Source organism: Nonomuraea sp. B1E8 (assembly GCF_039871515.1).
In the GTDB taxonomy this organism is placed as follows: Bacteria; Actinomycetota; Actinomycetes; order Streptosporangiales; family Streptosporangiaceae; genus Nonomuraea.
Map to the genome: position 1 here is coordinate 457,167 of NZ_JBDPLS010000003.1, position 19,595 is coordinate 476,761.

20 protein-coding genes and 1 tRNA gene are annotated in these 19,595 nt (G+C 70.2%); 7 read left to right on the forward strand and 14 right to left on the reverse strand.

Annotated features, from left to right (window positions below):
- Positions 1-48 precede the first annotated feature (48 nt).
- On the forward strand, positions 49-795 hold the full coding sequence (locus tag ABGA98_RS14005) for a nuclease-related domain-containing protein (protein WP_347618677.1): 747 nt from the start codon (positions 49-51) through the stop codon (positions 793-795).
- A 3-nt stretch (positions 796-798) separates the two neighbouring features.
- Here the strand turns inward: ABGA98_RS14005 and ABGA98_RS14010 are convergent, their stop codons facing one another.
- On the reverse strand, positions 799-2,169 hold the full coding sequence (locus ABGA98_RS14010) for a VWA domain-containing protein (RefSeq protein ID WP_347618678.1): 1,371 nt from the start codon (positions 2,167-2,169) through the stop codon (positions 799-801).
- A complete protein-coding gene (locus ABGA98_RS14015) occupies positions 2,162-3,001 on the reverse strand; it encodes a MoxR family ATPase (RefSeq protein WP_347618679.1) in 840 nt (279 codons plus the stop codon). Before ABGA98_RS14015 ends, ABGA98_RS14010 begins: the two co-directional genes overlap by 8 nt.
- Before the next feature lie 100 nt (positions 3,002-3,101).
- Between ABGA98_RS14015 and ABGA98_RS14020 the strand changes: the two genes are divergently transcribed.
- Positions 3,102-3,175, forward strand: a tRNA-Lys gene (locus ABGA98_RS14020).
- Between the two features lie 82 nt (positions 3,176-3,257).
- Here the strand turns inward: ABGA98_RS14020 and ABGA98_RS14025 are convergent.
- Both ABGA98_RS14025 and ABGA98_RS14030 read right to left on the reverse strand, forming a co-directional pair.
- Positions 3,258-3,863, reverse strand: a complete 606-nt coding sequence (locus ABGA98_RS14025) for a GNAT family N-acetyltransferase (RefSeq protein ID WP_347618680.1) — start codon at positions 3,861-3,863, stop codon at positions 3,258-3,260.
- Positions 3,860-5,281: an amidohydrolase family protein gene (locus ABGA98_RS14030; protein WP_347618681.1), complete on the reverse strand. Its 1,422-nt coding sequence runs from the start codon at positions 5,279-5,281 to the stop codon at positions 3,860-3,862. Before ABGA98_RS14030 ends, ABGA98_RS14025 begins: the two co-directional genes overlap by 4 nt.
- Before the next feature lie 134 nt (positions 5,282-5,415).
- On the opposite strand from ABGA98_RS14030, the gene ABGA98_RS14035 reads away from it, so the two are divergent.
- Positions 5,416-6,336, forward strand: coding sequence for a GntR family transcriptional regulator (locus ABGA98_RS14035; protein ID WP_347618682.1), 921 nt, complete (start codon positions 5,416-5,418; stop codon positions 6,334-6,336).
- 502 nt (positions 6,337-6,838) lie between these two features.
- On the forward strand, positions 6,839-7,273 hold the full coding sequence (locus tag ABGA98_RS14040; RefSeq protein ID WP_347618683.1) for a hypothetical protein: 435 nt from the start codon (positions 6,839-6,841) through the stop codon (positions 7,271-7,273).
- 109 nt (positions 7,274-7,382) lie between these two features.
- On the opposite strand, the gene ABGA98_RS14045 is transcribed toward ABGA98_RS14040, so the two are convergent.
- Positions 7,383-8,636 carry an MFS transporter gene (locus ABGA98_RS14045; RefSeq protein ID WP_347618684.1) on the reverse strand — a complete coding sequence of 418 codons (1,254 nt, stop codon included), beginning with the start codon at positions 8,634-8,636 and terminating at the stop codon, positions 7,383-7,385.
- Between the two features lie 191 nt (positions 8,637-8,827).
- Here ABGA98_RS14045 and ABGA98_RS14050 point away from each other — a divergent pair, with 191 nt between their 5' ends.
- The gene (locus tag ABGA98_RS14050) at positions 8,828-9,841 is read left to right on the forward strand and encodes a helix-turn-helix domain-containing protein (RefSeq protein WP_347618685.1); all 1,014 of its coding nucleotides are present in this window, start codon (positions 8,828-8,830) and stop codon (positions 9,839-9,841) included.
- 10 nt (positions 9,842-9,851) lie between these two features.
- Here the strand turns inward: ABGA98_RS14050 and ABGA98_RS14055 are convergent, their stop codons facing one another.
- On the reverse strand, positions 9,852-10,331 hold the full coding sequence (locus ABGA98_RS14055; RefSeq protein ID WP_347618686.1) for a nuclear transport factor 2 family protein: 480 nt from the start codon (positions 10,329-10,331) through the stop codon (positions 9,852-9,854).
- A gap of 91 nt (positions 10,332-10,422) precedes the next feature.
- Between ABGA98_RS14055 and ABGA98_RS14060 the strand changes: the two genes are divergently transcribed.
- Positions 10,423-11,016 carry a TetR family transcriptional regulator gene (locus tag ABGA98_RS14060; protein WP_347618687.1) on the forward strand — a complete coding sequence of 198 codons (594 nt, stop codon included), beginning with the start codon at positions 10,423-10,425 and terminating at the stop codon, positions 11,014-11,016.
- A 13-nt stretch (positions 11,017-11,029) separates the two neighbouring features.
- Here the strand turns inward: ABGA98_RS14060 and ABGA98_RS14065 are convergent, their stop codons facing one another.
- The 4 genes from ABGA98_RS14065 to ABGA98_RS14080 all read right to left on the reverse strand — a co-directional run bounded on the left by ABGA98_RS14065 (position 11,030) and on the right by ABGA98_RS14080 (position 15,265).
- Positions 11,030-11,350, reverse strand: coding sequence for a hypothetical protein (locus tag ABGA98_RS14065; protein WP_347618688.1), 321 nt, complete (start codon positions 11,348-11,350; stop codon positions 11,030-11,032).
- Between the two features lie 288 nt (positions 11,351-11,638).
- Entirely contained in the window at positions 11,639-13,834 is a 2,196-nt protein-coding gene (locus ABGA98_RS14070; RefSeq protein ID WP_347618689.1) for a xanthine dehydrogenase family protein molybdopterin-binding subunit, read from the reverse strand.
- A 1-nt stretch (position 13,835) separates the two neighbouring features.
- The gene (locus ABGA98_RS14075) at positions 13,836-14,807 is read right to left on the reverse strand and encodes a xanthine dehydrogenase family protein subunit M (RefSeq protein WP_347618869.1); all 972 of its coding nucleotides are present in this window, start codon (positions 14,805-14,807) and stop codon (positions 13,836-13,838) included.
- The gene (locus ABGA98_RS14080) at positions 14,807-15,265 is read right to left on the reverse strand and encodes a (2Fe-2S)-binding protein (protein ID WP_347618870.1); all 459 of its coding nucleotides are present in this window, start codon (positions 15,263-15,265) and stop codon (positions 14,807-14,809) included. Before ABGA98_RS14080 ends, ABGA98_RS14075 begins: the two co-directional genes overlap by 1 nt.
- Positions 15,266-15,532: 267 nt before the next feature.
- Here ABGA98_RS14080 and ABGA98_RS14085 point away from each other — a divergent pair, with 267 nt between their 5' ends.
- Positions 15,533-16,132: a TetR family transcriptional regulator gene (locus ABGA98_RS14085; RefSeq protein WP_347618690.1), complete on the forward strand. Its 600-nt coding sequence runs from the start codon at positions 15,533-15,535 to the stop codon at positions 16,130-16,132.
- Positions 16,133-16,172: 40 nt separating this feature from the next.
- Here ABGA98_RS14085 and ABGA98_RS14090 read toward each other — a convergent pair whose 3' ends face one another.
- From ABGA98_RS14090 to ABGA98_RS14105, 4 genes are read right to left on the reverse strand one after another with little or no spacing between them, the layout of a single operon-like run.
- Positions 16,173-16,832, reverse strand: a complete 660-nt coding sequence (locus ABGA98_RS14090) for a response regulator transcription factor (RefSeq protein WP_347618691.1) — start codon at positions 16,830-16,832, stop codon at positions 16,173-16,175.
- On the reverse strand, positions 16,829-18,007 hold the full coding sequence (locus tag ABGA98_RS14095) for a histidine kinase (protein ID WP_347618692.1): 1,179 nt from the start codon (positions 18,005-18,007) through the stop codon (positions 16,829-16,831). The genes ABGA98_RS14090 and ABGA98_RS14095 overlap by 4 nt, the downstream gene beginning before the upstream one ends.
- Positions 17,920-18,498, reverse strand: a complete 579-nt coding sequence (locus tag ABGA98_RS14100) for a hypothetical protein (RefSeq protein WP_347618693.1) — start codon at positions 18,496-18,498, stop codon at positions 17,920-17,922. The genes ABGA98_RS14095 and ABGA98_RS14100 overlap by 88 nt, the downstream gene beginning before the upstream one ends.
- Positions 18,495-19,583: a hypothetical protein gene (locus tag ABGA98_RS14105; protein ID WP_347618694.1), complete on the reverse strand. Its 1,089-nt coding sequence runs from the start codon at positions 19,581-19,583 to the stop codon at positions 18,495-18,497. Before ABGA98_RS14105 ends, ABGA98_RS14100 begins: the two co-directional genes overlap by 4 nt.
- Positions 19,584-19,595 lie beyond the last annotated feature (12 nt).

Here is a 19,595-nt window from a genome sequence, read left to right on the forward strand (position 1 = left end):
ACACCTACTCATTTCGGGGAGTTTGCCGTGCCAGGTGGCTCTATCTACGTGAAGCAGGACGAAAAGTACACAGGCTCATCCCCGCAATGGTGGTACGAGAAGTTCTGGCGCGAGGACGCCCAGAACCGGCGCAGGTCCCGGTACATCAAGGCCGGGGTGGGGCTCGTGATCGGCGTCGCCCTGGCGCTCAGGTTCGACCTCACCGCCTTCTCACCGCTGTTCGGCCTGCTCCTTGCCGGCCTCGTGGCCGGGGGAGACTGGTTTCTCCACTGGCGCTCCTTCCACGCCACAGCGGTCTGGCGCGGAGCGCGGCGAGGAGAGGCGATCACCGGCCGGCACCTGCGCAGGTCGCTCCGCCGCCAGGGCTACCACGTCCTCGACGGTCGTGCCATCCGCGGGAAGGCCTCCATCGACCACCTGGTGATCGGCCCGGGAGGCGTCTGGGTCGTCGACAACGAGTCGTGGAGTCCCGACACCGAGATCGCCTGCTACGCCGGGCGGCTCTTCTTCGGCGAGAAATACGGCTCCAAGACGGCCAAGTCGCTGGTGGAGGCCGCCGAGGCGTTCGCCGAGCTGCTCAACCGCGAGACGGGCATCGCCGTGACCATCACGCCCCTGCTCGCCGTCCACTGCGGGCTGCTGCCCAAGGGCGGCATGGTGCACGCGGAAGGGCTCACGCTGCTCAAGCCCCGCCTGGCCGGCAAGCTGATCAGGTCGGCTGAGGGCGGCGTGCTCACCGGCGAGCAGATCGAGGTGCTCACCCGCACGGCGGCCAGGGAGCTCCAGCGCGTCTGAAGGTCAGGCCAGCGTCTCGACGAACGCGGTGAGCTGGGCGACGTTGCGGCACTCGTGCATCGGCACGACCTGCCCGTAGTCGCTCGCGAGCGAGTCGCCCGTGTCCCACTGCCGGCGCGGCTCCGGGTTGAGCCAGTAGGCGTGGCGCGCGCGGGACACGAGGGACGCCAGCACGTCCAGGGCCGGCGGCTGGTAGTTGGAGCGGGCGTCGCCGAGGATCAGCAGCGAGGTCTTCGGGCCGATCGCGTCGCCGTACCGCTCGGCGAAGCGCTCCAGCGCGTGCCCGTAGTTGGTGCGGCCGAACCGCGCCATGTCGGCCTCGTCCGCCAGCCTGGCCATGGCCTCGACGACGTCGGCGCCGGGCGCGAAGAAGCGGGTGATCTCGTCCACCGTGTCCACGAAGCCGAACGCCCGCACCTTGGCGAACTGCTCCCTGAGCGCGTACGTGAGCAGCAGCGTGAAGTGCGCGAACGACGAGACCGAGTCGCTGGTGTCGCAGAGGATGACCAGCTCGGGCCTGTGCGGGCGCGGGGGTCTGAGGTGGACGGCCAGCGGCACGCCGCCGCTCTGCAGCGAGGCCCGCATCGTCCTGCGGAAGTCGAGCCGGCCGCGCCTGCCCTTCCTGTGCTTGATCGTCAGGCGCGCGGCCAGGCGCCGGGCCAGCGGATGCACCTCCCGGCGCAGCCTGGCCAGGTCGGCCCTCGTGATGCGCAGGAAGTCGATCTGGTCGAGCGGCGGGCGTACGGCGGAGCGGGCGATGCGCTCGATGCCGGAGTCCTCGGCGATCCGGCGGCGCACGTCGGTGGCCACCGCCTCCTCGAAGCGCCGCAGGCCGTCGCCGACCCGCTGCCGCAGGGTCTTCTCGGCCAGGCCGCCGCGCTCGCCGTCCCGCAGCCCGGCGCGGAGGATGCCGGCCATCAGCGTCTCGGGCGACAGGGCGCGCATGACGCCGTAGGAGAACCAGTTCTGCCGCCCAGGACCGGACTCCTGGCGGCCGAACCGCCCGACCATGGCCTGGGCGAACACGCGCAGTTCCGGGTCGGAGCCGCCGGTCAGCAGCCCGGCCAGGTGCTCGCGCAGCTCGGCGACCGTGGCCGTGTCCGGATCGGCCGCGCCGGGCCGCGCGACCTGCAGCCCGGTCGTGGACGCCGGGAACCACAGGTCGAACAGCACGTCGAACCCCGGCCGGTAGGCGGGCTTCTTGACCAGCGTGGCCGCGTACGCGGCGCGCAGCGACTCGCGGTCGCCCAGCTCGATCGCCCGCAGGGCGTTGGCGGCGTCCAGCCCTTCCGCCACCGAGACCGGCACCCCTGCCTCGCGCAGCGCGTGCACGAAGCCCACGTGCCGGTCGACCAGCGACTCGCGGTCAGGCATCCGGCAGCCCCAGCTCCTTGATCGCCCTGGTCTGGTCGGAGGCGTGCTTGAGCACCACGCCCAGCGTGCCGGCGACGGTCGCCTCGTCCAGCTCCGCCCGCCCGAGGGCCAGCAGCGTGTTGGCCCAGTCGACGGTCTCGGCCACCGACGGCGCCTTCTTCAGCTCCAGCGCCCTGAGCGTGGCGACCGTCCCGGCCAGCTGCTCGGCGAGTCCGGCCCGCAGGCCGGGGACCTGGGCGAGCACGATGTCCCGCTCCCGCTCGGGGGTGGGGTATTCGATGTGCAGGTAGAGGCAGCGCCGCTTGAGCGCCTCCGACAGCTCGCGGGTCGCGTTGGAGGTCAGCACCACGTACGGCCGCCGCGTCGCGGCGATGGTGCCCAGCTCGGGGATCGTCACCTGGAAGTCGGACAGCAGCTCCAGCAGCAGCCCCTCGACCTCGACGTCCGCCTTGTCGGTCTCGTCGATGAGCAGCACGGTGGGCTCCGCGGACCTGATCGCCTTGAGCAGGGGCCGCTCCAGCAGGAACTCCTCGGTGAAGATGTCGTCGTCGGCGCTGGTCGCCTGGATCCTGAGCAGTTGCTTCTTGTAGTTCCACTCGTAGAGCGCCCTGGCCTCGTCGAGGCCTTCGTAGCACTGGAGCCTGATCAGCGCGGCGCCGGTGGCCTGCGCCACCGCCTTGGCCAGCTGCGTCTTTCCCACCCCCGCCGGCCCTTCGACCAGCAGCGGCTTGCCCAGCGCGGCGGCCAGGAACACCGATGTGGAGATGGCGTCGTCGGAGAGGTAGTCCACGGCGGCGAGCCGCTCCGTCACGTCGGCGGGCGAGTCGAACATCGATGCTCCTGTCTCAAGGCCGAACTTTATTCTAGCGGCTCGGGTCCGGCTGATACCGATTCGACCAGGATGCGGATCACCGGTATATTCCTCTCTGCCAGCGCCGCTAGCTCAGTTGGTCAGAGCAGCTGACTCTTAATCAGCGGGTCCGGGGTTCGAGTCCCTGGCGGCGCACCGCACAGAAACCCCAGCTCGATGCGCCGAGCTGGGGTTTCTCGGTTTGCACCCGTAGGGCGTCGGGCCCGGCTCCGGCTGATCAGATGATCTTCGGTACGCGCCACATCGGCCGGACGGCGGGGCCATCGGGCAGCAGGATCGGGTCTCCGTACGGCACGAACCCGTGGCGCTCGTACAGCCGCAGGTTCGCCTGTCCGCTCGCCTCCAGGTAGGCGGGCAGACCGGCCGCGTCGGCGCGTGCCAGACCGCGGGCGAGCAGCGCGGAACCGGCGCCCTGCCCTTGGCGGGCGGGGTGAACGCCGAGGAACTGCAGGTACAGGTGGTCGCGGTCGCTCGGGTGCCGGGCGGTCGTGAGCTCCAGATACTGCCCCAGGCGGACGGGCAGTTCCGGCGGCAGCCCGCCGGTCGCGGGGCCGGGCGTGGAGCCGCTGGCGGACCAGGGCAGCCAGACGGCGGCGGCCACCTCGTCCTGGACCTCCAGACCTCCGGCTGCGGCGGACTCGGCAACCACGAAGGCGAACATCCGGGCGGAGATTTCCGGGGTGAGCCAGCGGATGACGGGGTCGGCGGCGAAAGCGGCGGTGAGCACGCGAACGGCCGCGCACGTCTCCGCGTCCCCTACCGGTGCCCGGTCACGACGAAGGCCGCTGCCCGGGTCGCCCGGTGGTGTGGCGCGGCTGGTCACTCGCCCTCCATCGGCGGGGTCATCGCCGCCGCGGCGGCGGCCGCGGTCTCAAGGAGACGGCAGCGCTCGTCCGGCCCGATGTACCGTCCGGCGGCCACGACCGCGTGGATCCGCCGGGTGTTGCCGATGTCGGCCAGCGGGTCGGCGTCCAGGACCAGCAGGTCGGCCAGCCTGCCCGGCTCGACCGTCCCCGAGGTCCGCTCGCGCCCGAGGAACCTGGCGGGTTCGAGCGTCGCGGCCTGCAGGGCGCGCATCGTGCTCAGCCCGGAGCCGACCAGCAGCTCGAGCTCGTCGTGCAGAGCGAAGCCCGGGAACAGGCCCGGGGTCACCGCGTCCGTCCCGGCCAGCACGCGCACGCCCGCCTCGTCCATGGCCGCGACCGCCGTCCGCCGATGGTCGAACAACCTGCGCCGCTTGGTCACCTCGTCCGAACTACGCCCGCCGCCGTGGAAGATCTGGTCTCGGACGAACGCCCACATGTCGGAGGTGCCGGGGGCCATGTAAGCGAGCCGCTGGTCGTCCAGCCGGATTCCCTCGGCCAGGTCGACCGCGGCGTGCATGATGAGCGTCGGGCAGTAGGCGACGTCCTCGGCGACGAACCGCTCGAACAGCGCCGTGGCGGATGCCCGGCTGTAGCGGTTGACCGACTCCCATTCCACTTCGTTGACCTGCTTGAACCAGTTCGCGTAGTGGAAACCGGGTTCGGGGGAGATGCGGGCCATCGCGGCCTCCATCCGCTCCACGTCGTCGGCGGTGGCGGGCCACAGGCCGTGGACGTGCTCGAAGGACCGCTGGCCCGCGCCGACCTGCTCGTTGAGCGGGATCAGGTCGGACCGGTGGCCGACCACCGGGATGTCCTGTTTGGCCGCCTCGTCCAGCAGCGCGAAGTAGGGCTCTCTCTCCAGCCGGGAGTACGCCTTGACGAAGTCCGCTCCGCCGTCCTTGGCCTCGCCGACGGCGCGCCGGGCCTCCTGCTCGGTGGTGACCGAGATGATCGGCGCGTCTTCGAACAGTTCCTCCCACAGGGCGGGGGAGCCGTCCACGATCGGGCTGGCGATGATCGAACGAGGGCCGAGCATCTGGCCCGCCGCCGTCCGCCGCCGCCATTCGTGCAGGTGAGGCTGTCCCCACATCTCGCGTACCGTGGTCACGCCGTTGGCGATGTAGAGGGCGGGAAACTGTCGTTCGTCGTCGCTGCCCTCGCTGTGCACGTGCATGTCGGTCAGCCCCGGCAGCACATAACGCCCGGTAAGATCATGAATTTCGGTCCCCGGCGGGATCGCGACCTGAGATGCGGGCCCCACCGCCACGATGGTGTCACCGGCCAGCAGGACGGTCTGGTCCGGCAGGGACGGGCCGCCGGTGACGTCGATCACGGTGACATGGGCGAGTGCCATGGGTACGTCGGTGAATGTCATGTGTACACCGTATGGATCGGCACATTCGCAGGCTCGATCACCTGGTGCACTTCTCCGACCGTACTGCTGGCTGGGCGCTGAACAGCGGCTCGCCGGGTTACCCGCGCCCTCTTCCGAACTAGTACAGTTGGGCCGTGGCAGCGGTGCAGGATGATCAACGACCGGCGCAGCGCGTCGTTCTCGAGCTGCGCCGCAGGATCGCCGACGGCGTCCTGCGGCCCGGTGATCGGGTGCCTTCCACCCGGCAGATCGTGCGCGATTTCGGCGTCGCCATGGCGACCGCGAGCCGCGCCCTGACCCTGCTGAGGGAGGAGGGCCTGATCGTCACGCGGCCCGGCTCGGGCAGTGTGGTCCGGGTCCCGGAGACCCGCGCGCCCGCCGCGCCACGGCTGTCGCCCCGCGACCTGACCAGGGCGAAGATCGTCGCGGTGGCCATCGCGGTCGCCGATCGCGAGGGGATCGAAGCGGTCTCCATGCGTGGTCTCGCGGGCAGGCTGGGAGTGGCGGCCATGTCCCTTTATCACCATGTCGCCGGCCGTGACGAGCTCGAACTCCTGATGATCAACGCGGTGTTCCGGGCGCAGCCGCTGGCCGCCGTCCTTCCCGGGGGATGGCGCGCGCAGCTGGAGGAGATCTACCGGCTGCAGTGGCGGCTCTACCGCCGTCACCCGTGGCTGGCCGGGCTGCTGTCGCTGACGCGACCGCCGTTCGTCCCTGAGGCCATGATGCACAGCGAGCGGACGTTCGCGGCGCTCGCCCAGCTCGGCCTGCCGCCGGACGAGCGCAAGCGCGCGGCCCTCGCGCTCCCCGCGCTGGTGCGCGGGCTCGCCTTGACGGCAGCGGATGAGGTACGCGCGGAGCGCGAGACACGCATGCGCACGACCGACTGGTGGGCGGCCATGGAGAACGAGGCCAGGATGAAGTTCCGGTCGGGGAGCTTTCCCCATCTCGCGTCCGTGGAGCAGACCGTGCTCGCCGAAGACCTGGAGGTCGTGTTCGAGCATTCGCTCATGCGCTATCTCGACGGGTTGGCGGGGCTCGCCGAGCAGAAATGACCGGGCTCCAGCAGTGAGCCGGCTCAACGCGCCCGGTCACCGATGCCCGATGCCCATCGGGCCAGATCGGCTGCCCGGTCAGCACACGCGCCATCCCCGCCGCGCGCACGCGTCGATTGAGTTCGGCGGACAGGGCCGAGTCCTGTGAATAGAGGATCACCTCCTGCGAACGGTAGGTCTCCCTGGCCGGGTCCAGGACTTCCCACCAGGCACGCGTCCGGATGGCGGCCGACCGGTTGAGCAGAGAGTGCCGTGCCTCCGGTCTGATCTCGACCAGGCCGACGCCCGTGACCTGGGGTCCCCACCGCTGCTGGGTGGTTACCGCTGGGCGTTGGACCTCGCCAAGACCGTCGTCGCCATCACGCAGGGGCCAACGACGCGTTGCGCGAGCGGATCGTGGACGCTACGGCAAGGGAACGTGGAGGCTCCGACATGGCCCACAGAGCGGCGATGGGTGAGGCTTTCCCCCAGATTTAGCCGTTTCGATCAAAGTAGGGATTCCATGCCCATCCTCCTCCGCCGTTTCACCGCCACGGCGATCACCGCGCTCGCCGTGACCGGCTTCGTGGGTGTCCCCGCCCAGGCCGCGGCACCCACCAAGACGGTCACCGTGGGCTGTAGTGTCCGATACGGGTTCGCCACGTACACCGGCCGCGTCAAGATCTTCTACAAGGGGTCGACCTGGAGCAACTCCACGGTGACCCGCATGCAGTACTGGTTGCCGCCAACCAAGCGCTACCGCAACAACATCAAGGTCGTGGACTTCGGCAAGCGGGGGAACACCGGGCCAGTGATCGATGACGGGACGGTGGACAGCTACGGATCCGACTGGAAACCCCTGCTCATCCGGAGTTACCAGCGCCGCGTCGGCAAGGTCCGTGTGGAGTTCATCTTCGACCGCAAGGGTAAGGACCCGCGCTGCTCGAGGACGTTCTGACCGCCGGTCCGACCACGCCGAAGACCCTCGGACAACGGATCGTCATGAAGTGAGTCCTCGAACAACCGGTCATCGCGGCGCCAGCGAGAGTCCCGACCGCCTGGCGCCCTCATGCGTCCCGGCCGCTTCGTGCTCTCACCAGGGTGTCGGCGGGTGCCGGGAGGTCCGCCGGCAAGCGCCGTGCCACAGGCAGCATGGCCAGGCAGCCGGCGAGGCCGCACCCGCCTACGATCAGGGCCGGGTTGCCGGCGAGGTCGGTGAGTGCGCCCGCCAGGGTGGTGGCCAGCCCGATGCCGGCCATCATCCCGGCGGCGGCGACGCCGAAGGCCCGGGCCCGGTGGGAATCGGGCACCTCCCGTACGAAGCGGGCGTTGAGCGCGATCTGATACGCCGTGCCGTACCCGCTCAGGGCCAGCAACCCGAGCACCACCGGCAGGGGCGGGCCGGCGGCGATCGGCACGAGGGCGAGGCACGACAGCAGCGCCATCGGGCGGACCTGCCGCCAGCGCGCGGCCGGCGGGGTGAAGCGGCCGTAGATGATCGCCCCGATCATGCAGCCGAGCGGCATGGCCGACAGCAGCAGCCCGACGGTCGCGTCACCGCCGCCGGCCCACTGCGCGTAGGCGGTCATCAGCCCTTCCGGTGCCGTGGCGAAGGCCGCCCCCGCCCACCCGAGCAGGAGATACGCCCGCAACCGGGGGGCGCGGGTGACGAGGCGGAAGCCGTCGGCCGTCGACCGGAGTACGGTGGGCGGCCCCACCCGTGCCGGGGCCGGGCGGCGGATGAGATGACGGGCGAGGAGAAGCGCCGAGATGGCGAAGGTGGCGGCGTCGATGAGCAGCACCTCGCGCGCGGAGAAGACCGCCAGCAGCAGCCCGCCGCCGGCGAAGCCGAGCACCTGAGCGATCTGGGCGGTCAAGCTGCTGATGCCGGCGGCGACGACGTACCTGTCGCCGTCGAGCACCTCTGGCATGGTCGCCGAGCGAGCGGCCTGGGCGGGCGGGGCGAGCAGCGCGGACACGAACAACACGGTGATCAACACGGCGACCGGGAGACCCGGGATCACCAGCAACGCGATCAGGCACATGCGGGCCGCATCGCTGACGATCATCACGGTACGCCGGGGAAAGCGGTCGGCCAGAGCCGACAGCACGGGTCCGAGGACCACCCACGGCAGATAACCGATACCGAAGGCGACCGCCGCCAGGAACGCGGAGCCGGTGCCGGTGAACACGAGAGCCGCGACCGCGACCTTCGTGAGCTGGTCGCCGATCAGCGAAAGCAAGTGGGCGGCGAACAGAGCACGGAACTCCCGGAGCCGGAAGATCTCTCGATAGGTGGCGGTCGTTGTGTCTGTCGGCATTCTCTTCCCCGGATCAAATGCAGCCGAGGTGGGCCCGCGCACCTCCGCACGCGGGCTCACCGGTCACCCTTCGATCGAATCAATACCAGGTGTTAGCTCGACGTGCCTTCACGTGAATCACCCCCGTCCTTCTCCGCTTGAAACGCTCGGTCTTTGGCTAGGCTATTGAATCTGACACTCGAAACGATGTCGTGGAGTCCACGCTTTTTGGCGATGCGTCCACAGGAAAGGCGGATATGAGCGGGGAAGCGGAGCGGGTGCGGTCGCATCCTGCGGACTGGTTCGAGGTGTGGCGCGAGCAAATGAGCAAGGGTGCGGGATTGGAGGTGGCCAGCGAATTCGCCGACGGCTTCCGGGTCAGCGGGCAGGAAACGCCCCTCGGTGCCGTGGACCTCCAGGTGAAGTCGTTCCGGTCGGCAGCGGCCCGGCGGCTGCGGGGCGTCACGATCGACGATCGCACGTACCAGATCGTCCTGCCCTTACGCGGGAGCCTGCGCGCCTGGTGGGACGGGCGAGAAGCCGAGGTCGGCGCCGGAGACCTCTACGTGCACGACATGGCGCGGGCCGATCGATACGAGTTCAGCGCACCCCACGAGCACGGGTTGTTCGAGATGGCGGTGATCGCGTTTCCGAAAATCCTCCTGCCTCGCAACGCGCGGCACGAGCAGGTGCTCGGGCAGCGCATGTCGGGCACGGAGGGAACCGGTGCGCTGCTGAAAGGCTTCATCGCCGAACTCGCCAACGGAAAAGGCGAATTCAGCACGTCAGAGAGAGCCCGGCTGGGTATGGTTCTCGTCGACCTGGCCACGGTCCTTCTCTCCTGCCCGGGCGGCGAGGAGACAATCGACCCACGGGCTCGGGACAGATATTCCCTGACCCTGCAGGTTCAGCGGTTCATTCAGGCCAATCTCGCCGACGCCGAACTTTCGCCGAGGTCGGTCGCCGCCGCGCATCACATCTCGGTCAGTTATCTGCACAAGCTTTTCCAGGAGCAGGAAACATCGGTCGCCGCATGGATAAAGATGCGCCGGCTGGAGCGGGTGCGCCGCGATCTGGCTGATCCGTCGCTGGCCGAGGTCCCCATTCACGGAATCGCCGCCCGGTGGGGATTTCCGGACGCGGCCGGTTTCAGCCGTTCGTTTCGCGCGGCGTACGGCATGCCCGCCAAGGACTTCCGGGCTCAGGCGCTGAACGGCGGCGCCTGACCGCCGGTCGTCAAGCGGCCGCCGGGCCCCTTCGCCAGCGGGCCGCGGCGGTCCTGACGATCGTGGGCACCAGCCCGCGCACCCCCAGCGCCTGAATCCCGGAAAGCGGACTCCAGTAGTCACGCCAGGTGACGATCTCCCCGTCCCGCGCGCGCAGCACCTGGATGTAGGGCATCCGGTACGGCTTGCCGGAGCTCACCACCCGCCCATGCCCTTCGTACTCGGCGACGACGACCTCCGGATCGCCGGTCTCGTAGACGTAGAGCCCGTGAAAGCCGGTCAGTTCCAGCGGAGTGGAGGTGATCGAGGTGAGGTAGCGCCGGATCTCCTCCCGGCCCCGCAGGAACTTGGGCACCCCGGGTGGCGCGAAGGGCAGTTCGTGTGTCCCGTCGGCCGCGAACATGTCGGCGAAGCCGTTCAGGTCCTTGGCGAGGAAGAGCCGCTGCGCGCGTTCGAGGATCGCCTTGGGAAGGGTGTCGGGCGTTGGCATGGCGGGTCCCGTCATTGGGTCTACGGTCGTTGACTGAACTGATACTAGGGTGAGCCGGCGTGTTGGGTCAACGGTTGTAGACTCAAGCTTCATGTCCGACCACCGTCCCCGCCTGTCCCGGGCCGAGCAGCGCAGACAGACCGAGAACCGGATTCTTGCCGCCGCTCGCCATCTCTTCGCCACCCTCGGGTATGACCGCACCACGATCAGGGGAGTCGCCGCCGCCGCGGAGACGGACCCCGGGCTGGTGATGCGCTACTTCGGCTCGAAGGACGCGCTGTTCGCCCGGGTCGCCGAGGTCGCGCCCGACCAGCCGGTGGCCGGGACGCCGGAAGAGGTCGCCGAACTTCTGCTGGCCGCCATGGCGGACAAACTGGAGTCCGATGCCCCGGGCGCCCTGGCGATGCTGCGTTCCATGCTCACGCACCCGGACGCCAGCGACGAGGTGCGCGCCGCGATCGCAGAGCAGCAGCGGCAGGTGGCCGCCGCACTCTCCACCGACGACGCGGTTCTTCGCGCCGGGCTCATCGGCGCCCTCACCATCGGGGTCCTGCTGAGCCGCCACCTCCTCCAACTGGAAGGGGTGAGGGACGCCGGAGCGGCGGAGATCGTCAGCGTGCTGCGGCCCGCCGTGCACGCCATCACCCAGGGCGCGGCCGAACCCGATCCGCGGCACCATCACTGATCGCCGGATCCCCTCACTCGGAAAGGGATCCGGATGCGGCACCGGCGGGACGCCTGCCCAGGACGAAGGCGCCGCCCTGGGCGTGGAAGACACCCATGGCCAGCACGCCTGCCGCGCCGGCGGCGAGCGCGGGGATCGGGTGACTGCCGAGCTGGGCCGCGATCACCAGAGCGATGGCCATCACGTACATGGCCCAGCCCGCCACGAGATTCACCAGCGGGCTGGTGCCGAAGAGGGTCGGAAACGGTTCCCTGGTGATGCCCTTCACGAAATGGGGTGTGGCGTTGGCGGCTAAGAGGCCGGCCAGGAAGCTGAGCAGAATCGTCTGCGTCATGGCACTCTCCTTGGGTCTTGGTCAGATCAGGCTTCGGACGGCGAGGCCTGCGAGCCGGCACAGCCGGGTTCGCAGCACGGCCGACCACGCCTCCGCCCAGGATCCTGGGCGGGCACGGCGGCGTCCATGCCGGACAGTCGCCCGCACTTGACTCCGCGTCCACAGGACGCTGAGGTCGGGAGCACTCATCCGCGTTCGACGTCGGAACCGGCTTTGCGGCCGCGCCGTGCATGTTGCGCTACGTCGGCCCGCGGCGGGCGGGCTGAGCGTCCGCGGGGCCGGGACCTCTTAGGCGATGAGTTTGTCGGGAGTGATGGGAAGCGTTCGCACGCGTTCGCCGGTGGCGTTGTAGACGGCGTTGGCGAAGGCCGCGGCGGCCCCGACCGTACCGAGTTCACCGATTCCCCGGGCTCCCGTCGGGCTGAGCCTGGTGTCGGGGTAGTCCAGGAAGTGCACGTCGATCGGTACTGTGTCGGCGTTGACCGGGAGGAGGTAGTCGGCGAGGTTGGCGTTGGAGATCCGGCCGGTATCACCCTCGACCCTGCCCTCCTCGCACATCGCGGCCGCCAGCCCGAACAACACGCCGCCGGTGATCTGGTTGCGCGCGGTCGCGGTGTTGAGGATGGTGCCCGCGTCCACCACGGTGGTGAAGCGGGACATGCGCGCCTCCCCGGTCCACTGGTTGACCCTGACCTCGCAGAAGTGCGCGGCATAGGAGGCGTAGGCGTGGCTCTGGTCCAGGTCCGCGCTGCTCGCTTGGGCCTCGAGCTCGGTGGTCCTGGTCAGGATGAGCAGCTCGCCGAACGGGATCGACTTCCCGGCAGCGATCAGCCGGCCGTTCTCGTAGCGCACGCCGTCCGCCCCGCGCAACGGCGAGCCATCGGCGGTGACGGCGTGCTCCACCAGCTTGGCGATCGCCATGTCCGCTCCGGCCAGGATTGCGGGCGTCACGGTCGCCGCGGCCGCCGAGCCGACCGCGCCGTACACATCGCTGTTTCCCTTGACGGGTAGCCGTGAGTCGCCGAGTACGGGCTTGATCTGCTCCACGGGTAGCCCGAGGGCGCGAGCCCCGGTCATGGCCATGACGGTCAGCATCCCTGTTCCCGCGTCCGAGGTCGCGTTGGCGACGGTGGCGATGCCGTTCGGGCGGAAGGTCACCTTCACCGTCGTCGGCGCCCGCCCCGCATCCAGGATGGCGGTCGCCATGCCCATGCCGACCAGCCAGTCCCCTTCTGCCGCCGCTCGGGGCTGGGTGCGCCGCCGTGACCAGCCGAAACGCCTGGCCCCCACCCGGTAGCACTCCTGAAGGTGCTTGCTGGAGTAAGGCAGGCCCTGCAGGCTGGTCTCCAGGTGGTTGCGCACGCGCAGTTCGACGGGGTCGATGCCGAGCGCCACGGCCAGCTCGTCCATCGCGCTTTCCAGGGCAAAGGAACCTGCCTCGTCGCCGGGGGCGCGCATGATCGTGGCGGAGGGCAGGTTCATACCCGGTGTGATCATCAATCTGATGTCGAGGTTCGGGGTGGCGTAATACTTCGCCGTGGTCCGGTAGCCGGGGTCCTCCACGAAACTCTCACTGATCGTGTGATGTTTGATCGCGTTCAGCCGGCCGTCACCGTCCGCGCCGAGGCCTAACGTCTGCGAGGACGCCGCCCGGTGCCCGGTGACGGTGAAAAGCTGCTCACGCCCGGCCACCACCTTGACCGGGCGCCCGAGCGCGCGGGCGGCCGCCGCGGCCAGCATGGAGGGAGCCCAGGTGAAGGCCTTTCCGCCGAACGCGCCGCCCACGTACGGGCTGAGCACGTGCACCGCGGAGGGCTGGACGCCCAGCACGGTGGCCAGCTCGATCGCGTGCCCCACGGGCCCCTGGGTGCCGCTGTAGATCGTCAGCCGGTCCTCCTCCCAGACGGCCACGGCCGCATGCGGCTCCATCATGCTGTGGTGTCTCGGCGGAACCTCGTAGGTCTCCTCGATCCTGACGGCGCTGGCGCGCAGCGCGGCCTCGATGTCGACGTCGTCGGGTTTCCTGATCGGCCGCCCGAGCGGGAGGTCTGTGACGGGCGGTGGCGCGGGATCACGCTTGGCCTCCTCGAAGGAGGACTTCGGGGGCCGCGCCTCGTAGGTCACTTTGATCAGCGCTGCCGCGTCGCGGGCCTGTTCGCTCGTCTCGGCCACGACCAGCGCGACAATCTGACCGTGGTAGTGGATCTCCCGGTCGGCGAGTGGGAGGCGGGTCTCGGCGAAAACAGCCGCGAGCCCTTGCAACGCGCTCGCGAATGTCAGTGGATGATCGGGCGTGAAGATCTCAAGCACGCCCCCGGCGGCACGGGCCGGGTTCACGTCCATGGCGACGATCCGGCCGTTGCCGACGGTGCTGGTCACCAGATGTCCGTAGAGCATGCCGGGCAGGTGGTGATCGGCGGAGTAGGTCGCAGCGCCGGTGACCTTGGCGCGGGCGTCGACCCTATCGAGGGTGGGTGGTGTCATGTCAGCCTGCCAGGTGGGTGAGCGCGCGGAGGAGGGTACGGCGTAGCAGCGCCGGTTTGAAGGCGTTACGGGACAGCGGCCTGGCGCCGTCGGCGGCGTGCGCGACCGCGGCCTCGAACGTCTCCCGCCGCATTGGCCGGCCCACCAGAGCCCGCTCGACGGCCCGCAGCCGCCACGGCCTGGTGCCGACACCGCCCGCCGCGGCGCGGGCGGCGCGGACCACACCGTCCACGACTTTCACGGCCACGGCGGCAGAGGTGAGCGCGAATTCATACGATTGCCGGTCGCGGACCTTCACATAGGTGGAGGTGCGCGCCCACGGTAGAGCGGGCACGGTCACGCCCGTGATCAACTCACCCGCCCGTAACTCGTTCTCCAGGTGCGGGGTGCTACCGGGCAGGCGGTAGAAGTCGGCCAGCCGAACCCGGCGCCTGCCCTGCTTCCCGCGCAGCTCCACCTCGGCGTTGAGCGCGACGAGCGCGACGGCCAGGTCGCTGGGATGGGCTGCCACGCAGGCATCGCTGGTGCCCAGAACGGCGTGCGCGCGGTTGTGCCCGTCGATAGCCGGGCAGCCGGTGCCCGGCGAGCGCTTGTTGCAGGGAGTGGCCGGGTCGCGGAAGTAACCGCATCGGGTGCGCTGGAGCAGGTTTCCGCCGATCGTGGCCATGTTCCTGATCTGCGGAGACGCGCTCTGCCGCAGCGACTCGGCCAGCATCGGGTACGGCCCGGCCACCTGGGCGTGCTCGGCCACGTCCGCCATGCGCTCCATGGCGCCGATGAACAACCCGCCGGCGTCGGCGCGGATGCCGCGCAGCGGCACAGCGTTGATGTCCACGACGTGCGCGGGCGCGATCACTTCGAGCTTCATCAGGTCCACCAGTGTCGTCCCCCCGGCAAGGTAGGCTCCCCCGTTCCCTGTCAGCTCCAGGGCCTCCTCGACGCTGCGCGCGGTGGCATAGGTGAAGGGCCGCATCACGATCCCTCCTTCGCCAGGAGGACCGCCGCCACGATCTGCTGATATGCGCCGCAACGGCAGAGGTTCCCGGACATGTACTCGCGGATCTCGGTCTCCGAGCCCGTGTGTCCCTCCTCGATCAGCGCCGCGGCGGACATCACCTGCCCCGGGGTGCAGAACCCGCACTGGAGCCCGTCACACTCCACGAACGCTCGCTGGACCGGGTGCAGCCGGTCACCGTCGGCGAGCCCTTCCACGGTGGTCACGGCCGTGCCGTCGGCCCCGACCGCGAGGGTGAGACACGACAGCACCCGTCGCCCGTCGACGTGCACGGTACACGCGCCGCACTGACCGCGGTCGCATCCCTTCTTGGTGCCGGTGAGTTCTAGCCGCTCGCGCAGTGCGTCCAATAGCGTGACGCGCGAGTCGAGGTTGAGCGTGCGCGCCTTGCCGTTCACCTTGAATGTCACCGTCAGCGGGGCCGCCGCGTCCACGGCGCCCGTTCCGGTGGCGGCCACCGCCGGGCGCGGCCCTGCCACGCTCGCTGCCAGAGCCGCGGTTCCCGACGTCAGCAGGAAGCCGCGGCGCGACACCCCGTCGTCCCTTGCCTGATCTTCCACCGTCAGCCTCCCTGTGCTCTACCTCTGGGCTGCAGTCCCGCCCTCAGCGCACACTTCCATACTTGATTCCATCTGGTACTGAGTACCGTAACATACCGAGTTCCAGACGGGTAGACTGGGCACATGTCAGCCGAATCACTCCAGGAACGCAAGCGGCGGCGGGCGCGAAGCGCGATCATCGCAGCCGCATACGAGCTGTTCGGCGAGCGCGGATTCGACGACGTCACTGTGACGGAAATCGCCGAGCGTGCCGAGGTCGGTCGTACGACGTTCTTCCGTTATTTCGGCGACAAGCAGGAGGTTGTGTTCGCCGACGACGAGCGCACCATCGCCACCTTGATCGGCACTGTCCGGCGGGAGGCAGCCGTCCGCCGCCCGATGGGCGACTCACTCACCGCCGCGATCGAGGTGATCAGAGAGGCCACTCAAGAGGGTCTGACCGGATGGACGAGCGCGCCCGAGCATTCGGCGGTGCACGCCAGGCTGCTGCGTGAACATCCCGACCTGATGGCGCGCCTGCTGCTGAAGCAACAGCAGCAGGCCACCATGATCGTCGACGCGCTGACCGAGAACGGCGCCACGATCACCGCGGCGACGCTGGCCACCCAGCTCTCCCTGGCGTGCCTCTACACGGCGATACGGGTCGCCGATGACCCCGAACGGCTGCCCGCACTGGTCGACGAGTGCTTCGCCAGGCTTCAAGGCGTCAGCACACACGACTGACCGGCCACCGCCCAGGACCGTCCCCTGGCGACCTGGCCGTCTACGGCAGGCGCAGGCCGCGCAGCCGCGTCCACGACAGCAGCACGTGCACCCGGTCGGGCAGGTCCAGCTTGGTCAGGATGCTCGACACGTGCACCTTCACGGTGTACCGGCTGATGACGAGCCGGCGGGCGATCTCGTCGTTGGACAGACCCTCGGCGATCAGCTCACACACCTGCCGCTCGCGGTCGGTGAGCCGGTCGGCCGCCGCCAGCAGCGCTCTGTCGGCGTCGGTGGGCAGTGCCGGCTGCAACGCCTCGATCATCCGGGTCGTCGCCTCCGGCGCCAGCACCGACTGGCCGGCGGCGACGATCCTGATGCCGTCGCGGATGCGCTCGCCCGGCGCGTCCTTGAGCAGAAAGCCGCTGGCTCCGGCCTGCAACCCGGCGTAGACGTAGCTGTCCAGGTCGTACGTCGTGAGAATGAGCACCCGGCTGTGCCCGCCGGCGATGCGGCGGGTGGCTTCGATGCCGTCCATGCCGGGCAGCCGGATGTCCATGAGCACCACGTCAGGACGGTGCTCCGCGACGGCGGCCACGGCGGCGGCGCCGTCACCCACAGCGGCCACCACGGTCAGGTCGTCCGCCGCCCCGACCAGGCGGACCAGCGCCTCGCGAAGCAACTGCTCGTCGTCGCAGACCAGGACGCGGATGGGTGTCATGACACCTCCCGCAGCGGCAGCGTCGCGCACACCTCGAACATCTCCCGCCCCAAGCTCACCTCTACGGTGCCGCCGAGGAGCCCGACACGTTCGCGCATGCCGATCAGCCCCACCCCGCCCGGCCCGCCGGCGGGGGCCTCGGCGGGGACGGCGTTGACGACCGTGACTCTCAGGTGGGTGGCGGTGTAGTCGAGCGACACCCGCACGTCCACGGGCCCGGCGTGCTTGGTGACGTTGGTCAGCGCCTCCTGCACGACGCGGTAGGCGGCCAGCCCGATGCTGGTGTCGACGTGCCGTACGTTGCCGGAGCGGATCAGCGTCACCCGTGGCCCGCCCGGCGGGATGGCCGCCACCAGAGCGTCGAGCTGGTCCGGCTGCGGAGGAGGGGCGAGCGGATCGTGTCCAGGCGGCGCCTGCCTGAGCACGCCGAGCAGCCGCCGCAACTCGGCCAGGGACTCCCGGCCGGTACGGGCCACCCGCCGCAGCGTCTCCTCCATGTCGTCGCGGGTGTCCGCGCCGGCCTCCGCGTCCAGCACCATGGTGGTGACCGAGTGGTTGAGAATGTCGTGCAGTTCCCTGGCCAGCAGCGTCCGCTCGCGCTCCGCCGCGCGTTGCTCGGCCAGCTCACGTTCGGCCTCCAGCCGCCGCGAGCGGGCCTGCAACGCGTGGATGCGGTCACGGCGGCGCCCGTCCACACGTCCCATGGCCCAGAACCCGACGACGAGCACCGCCGCCACCGCGTACACGGCCACCACCCGCAGGGGGTCACCGAGTGACACCAGCGTGACCGGCAACCCGATGCCCAGCAGCGCCAGCACCGCCGCGACGCCGAGTACCCGGTGGCCACCCCGGCCCCACGCCCCGAGACGGGACGCGGCGACCAGTGGCGCTACCAGGACGGGCATCTTGACGAGAATCAGCGCCAGCTCCAGGACGACGCTCGCGCCCAGCGCGGAGAGCGGAAAGCGGCGCGACACCATCAGCACCGCCGACTGCGCGCCCGCCAGCGCCAGTTGCACGCCCGGCTCGTCACCGGGCACGACCAGCCAGGCGGCCAGCGGCGGCAGCAGGGCGGGCAGGCCGTCGCTCAGCCACTCCAGCCTGGTTTCACGCCGCGCCGGATCGCCCTCGTACGCGTCCAGCCGGCCGCCACCAGCACCGCCACCGGTGCCCACGGCAGCAGCGCGATCGTCCAGCTCACCCCGAGCGGCGGGCCCGGCTGGTCGATCGCCTGGACCGGCAGGACTCCCGTCGCGGTCGATCCCGCTCTCTCCACGGCGAACTCGAACCGCCATGTGCCCTCCTCAGGCAGTGAGACGACGTCCAGCCCCCAGACCTGCTCCGCGCGGGGATGCCGCGGCAACACGATGGCATCGCCGCGGCGCTGCAGGACGATGCCCTTCAGCCCTCTGCGGTCGCCGCTGGGCGACACGGTCGTGACCAGGCCTGTGCGCCCGTCGATGCCGCCCGCCGGTTCGAAGGTGAAGTCGAGGGACTGCAGGGCGCGGACCGGCCACTCCGTGAACCCTACGGTGATCGGTGCGCCGTCGCTCATGGAGACGGTCTCGGTGTGCACGATCTCACCTGGGAGCGGGGCGGCGGCGGCCGGTCCCGCGGCGGTCAGCACAGCCAGGGCCGCCGCCAGAGCCGCCAGGACGCGCCTCATGCCGTCACCGCCTGCGGGACGGAGAGGCCGCGCTCGCTGAAACGGCGCAGCAGGACGGCGCACTGCCAGCCCAGCCATCCCGTCCCCGCGCCCAGGGCGGTCGCCGCGGCCAGCGTGATCGGCAGGTTCATCTCCAGAATGCCGAGCACGCCGTAGAAGAGCGCGGTGTTGGTTCCGGCCAGCGCACCGGCCGCCATCGCGATCCGCACCGGCTTCACCGCGCGCCGGACCGCCCAAGCCGTCATGGCGCCGGCCAGCAGCGCGACGAGCGGATAGGTGACCGGGAACCCGATCAGCGCCTGTGGCATGTTCGCGGCGTAGTCGCGCATCGGCTGGCCGATCGCCTCGGCGTACCACCGGGTGGCGGCCGGGGCGAACAACGAGAGCCCGCCCTGGACGAGCACGAACGTCAGCCCTGTCGCGGCGGGCCAGTGCCAGGAACGAGTGAGACCGATGACCAGGCTCAAGATGAGCGCCGCCGCCGCGCTCAGGCCCAGTACGCGGGGCGCCACGCCGGGCAGCCATTCGAAGATGATCTCCGACACCATGCCGAAGGCCGACGTCGAGCCGAGGGTGGCCAGGCCGACGGCCAGGGCCAGGCCCCATCGCTCGGCCCGGGTACGCCGCAACACGGCGAACGCCATGATCATGGCGAAGATCTCGACCTGGATGGACAGCCCGAGCCCGAAATGCGACGGGGTGGTCCCGGCGGCGATGTCGAAGCCGTAAACCTCGTGCCACCACAGGTCGGAGCCCGCGTACAGGAGGTTGCCCGAAGCGCCCAGCCCGCCCACCAGGAACGGCCACGGCGCCCGGAACGTGCGCAACACCGTCACGGAGGGCGTGCTGGTGGCCGCGCCACGTGCCCAGGTGGACTGCAGCACCACGATCAGGCAGGTGAGCCCGATGATGCCGGTGCCGGCGTAGAGGAGCAGGTGTGGGGCGGTCCAGAAGTTGTCGGGCCCGACGTCGCCGTGCCACTGCCCGTCCCAGACCATTCCGGTCAGTAACGTGGCGTACCCGAGGAGCAGGGACCAGGCGCCGGCGACCTCCCGGCGGGGTATGTGGGGATGTTCGAATGACATGGGGAGTCACTC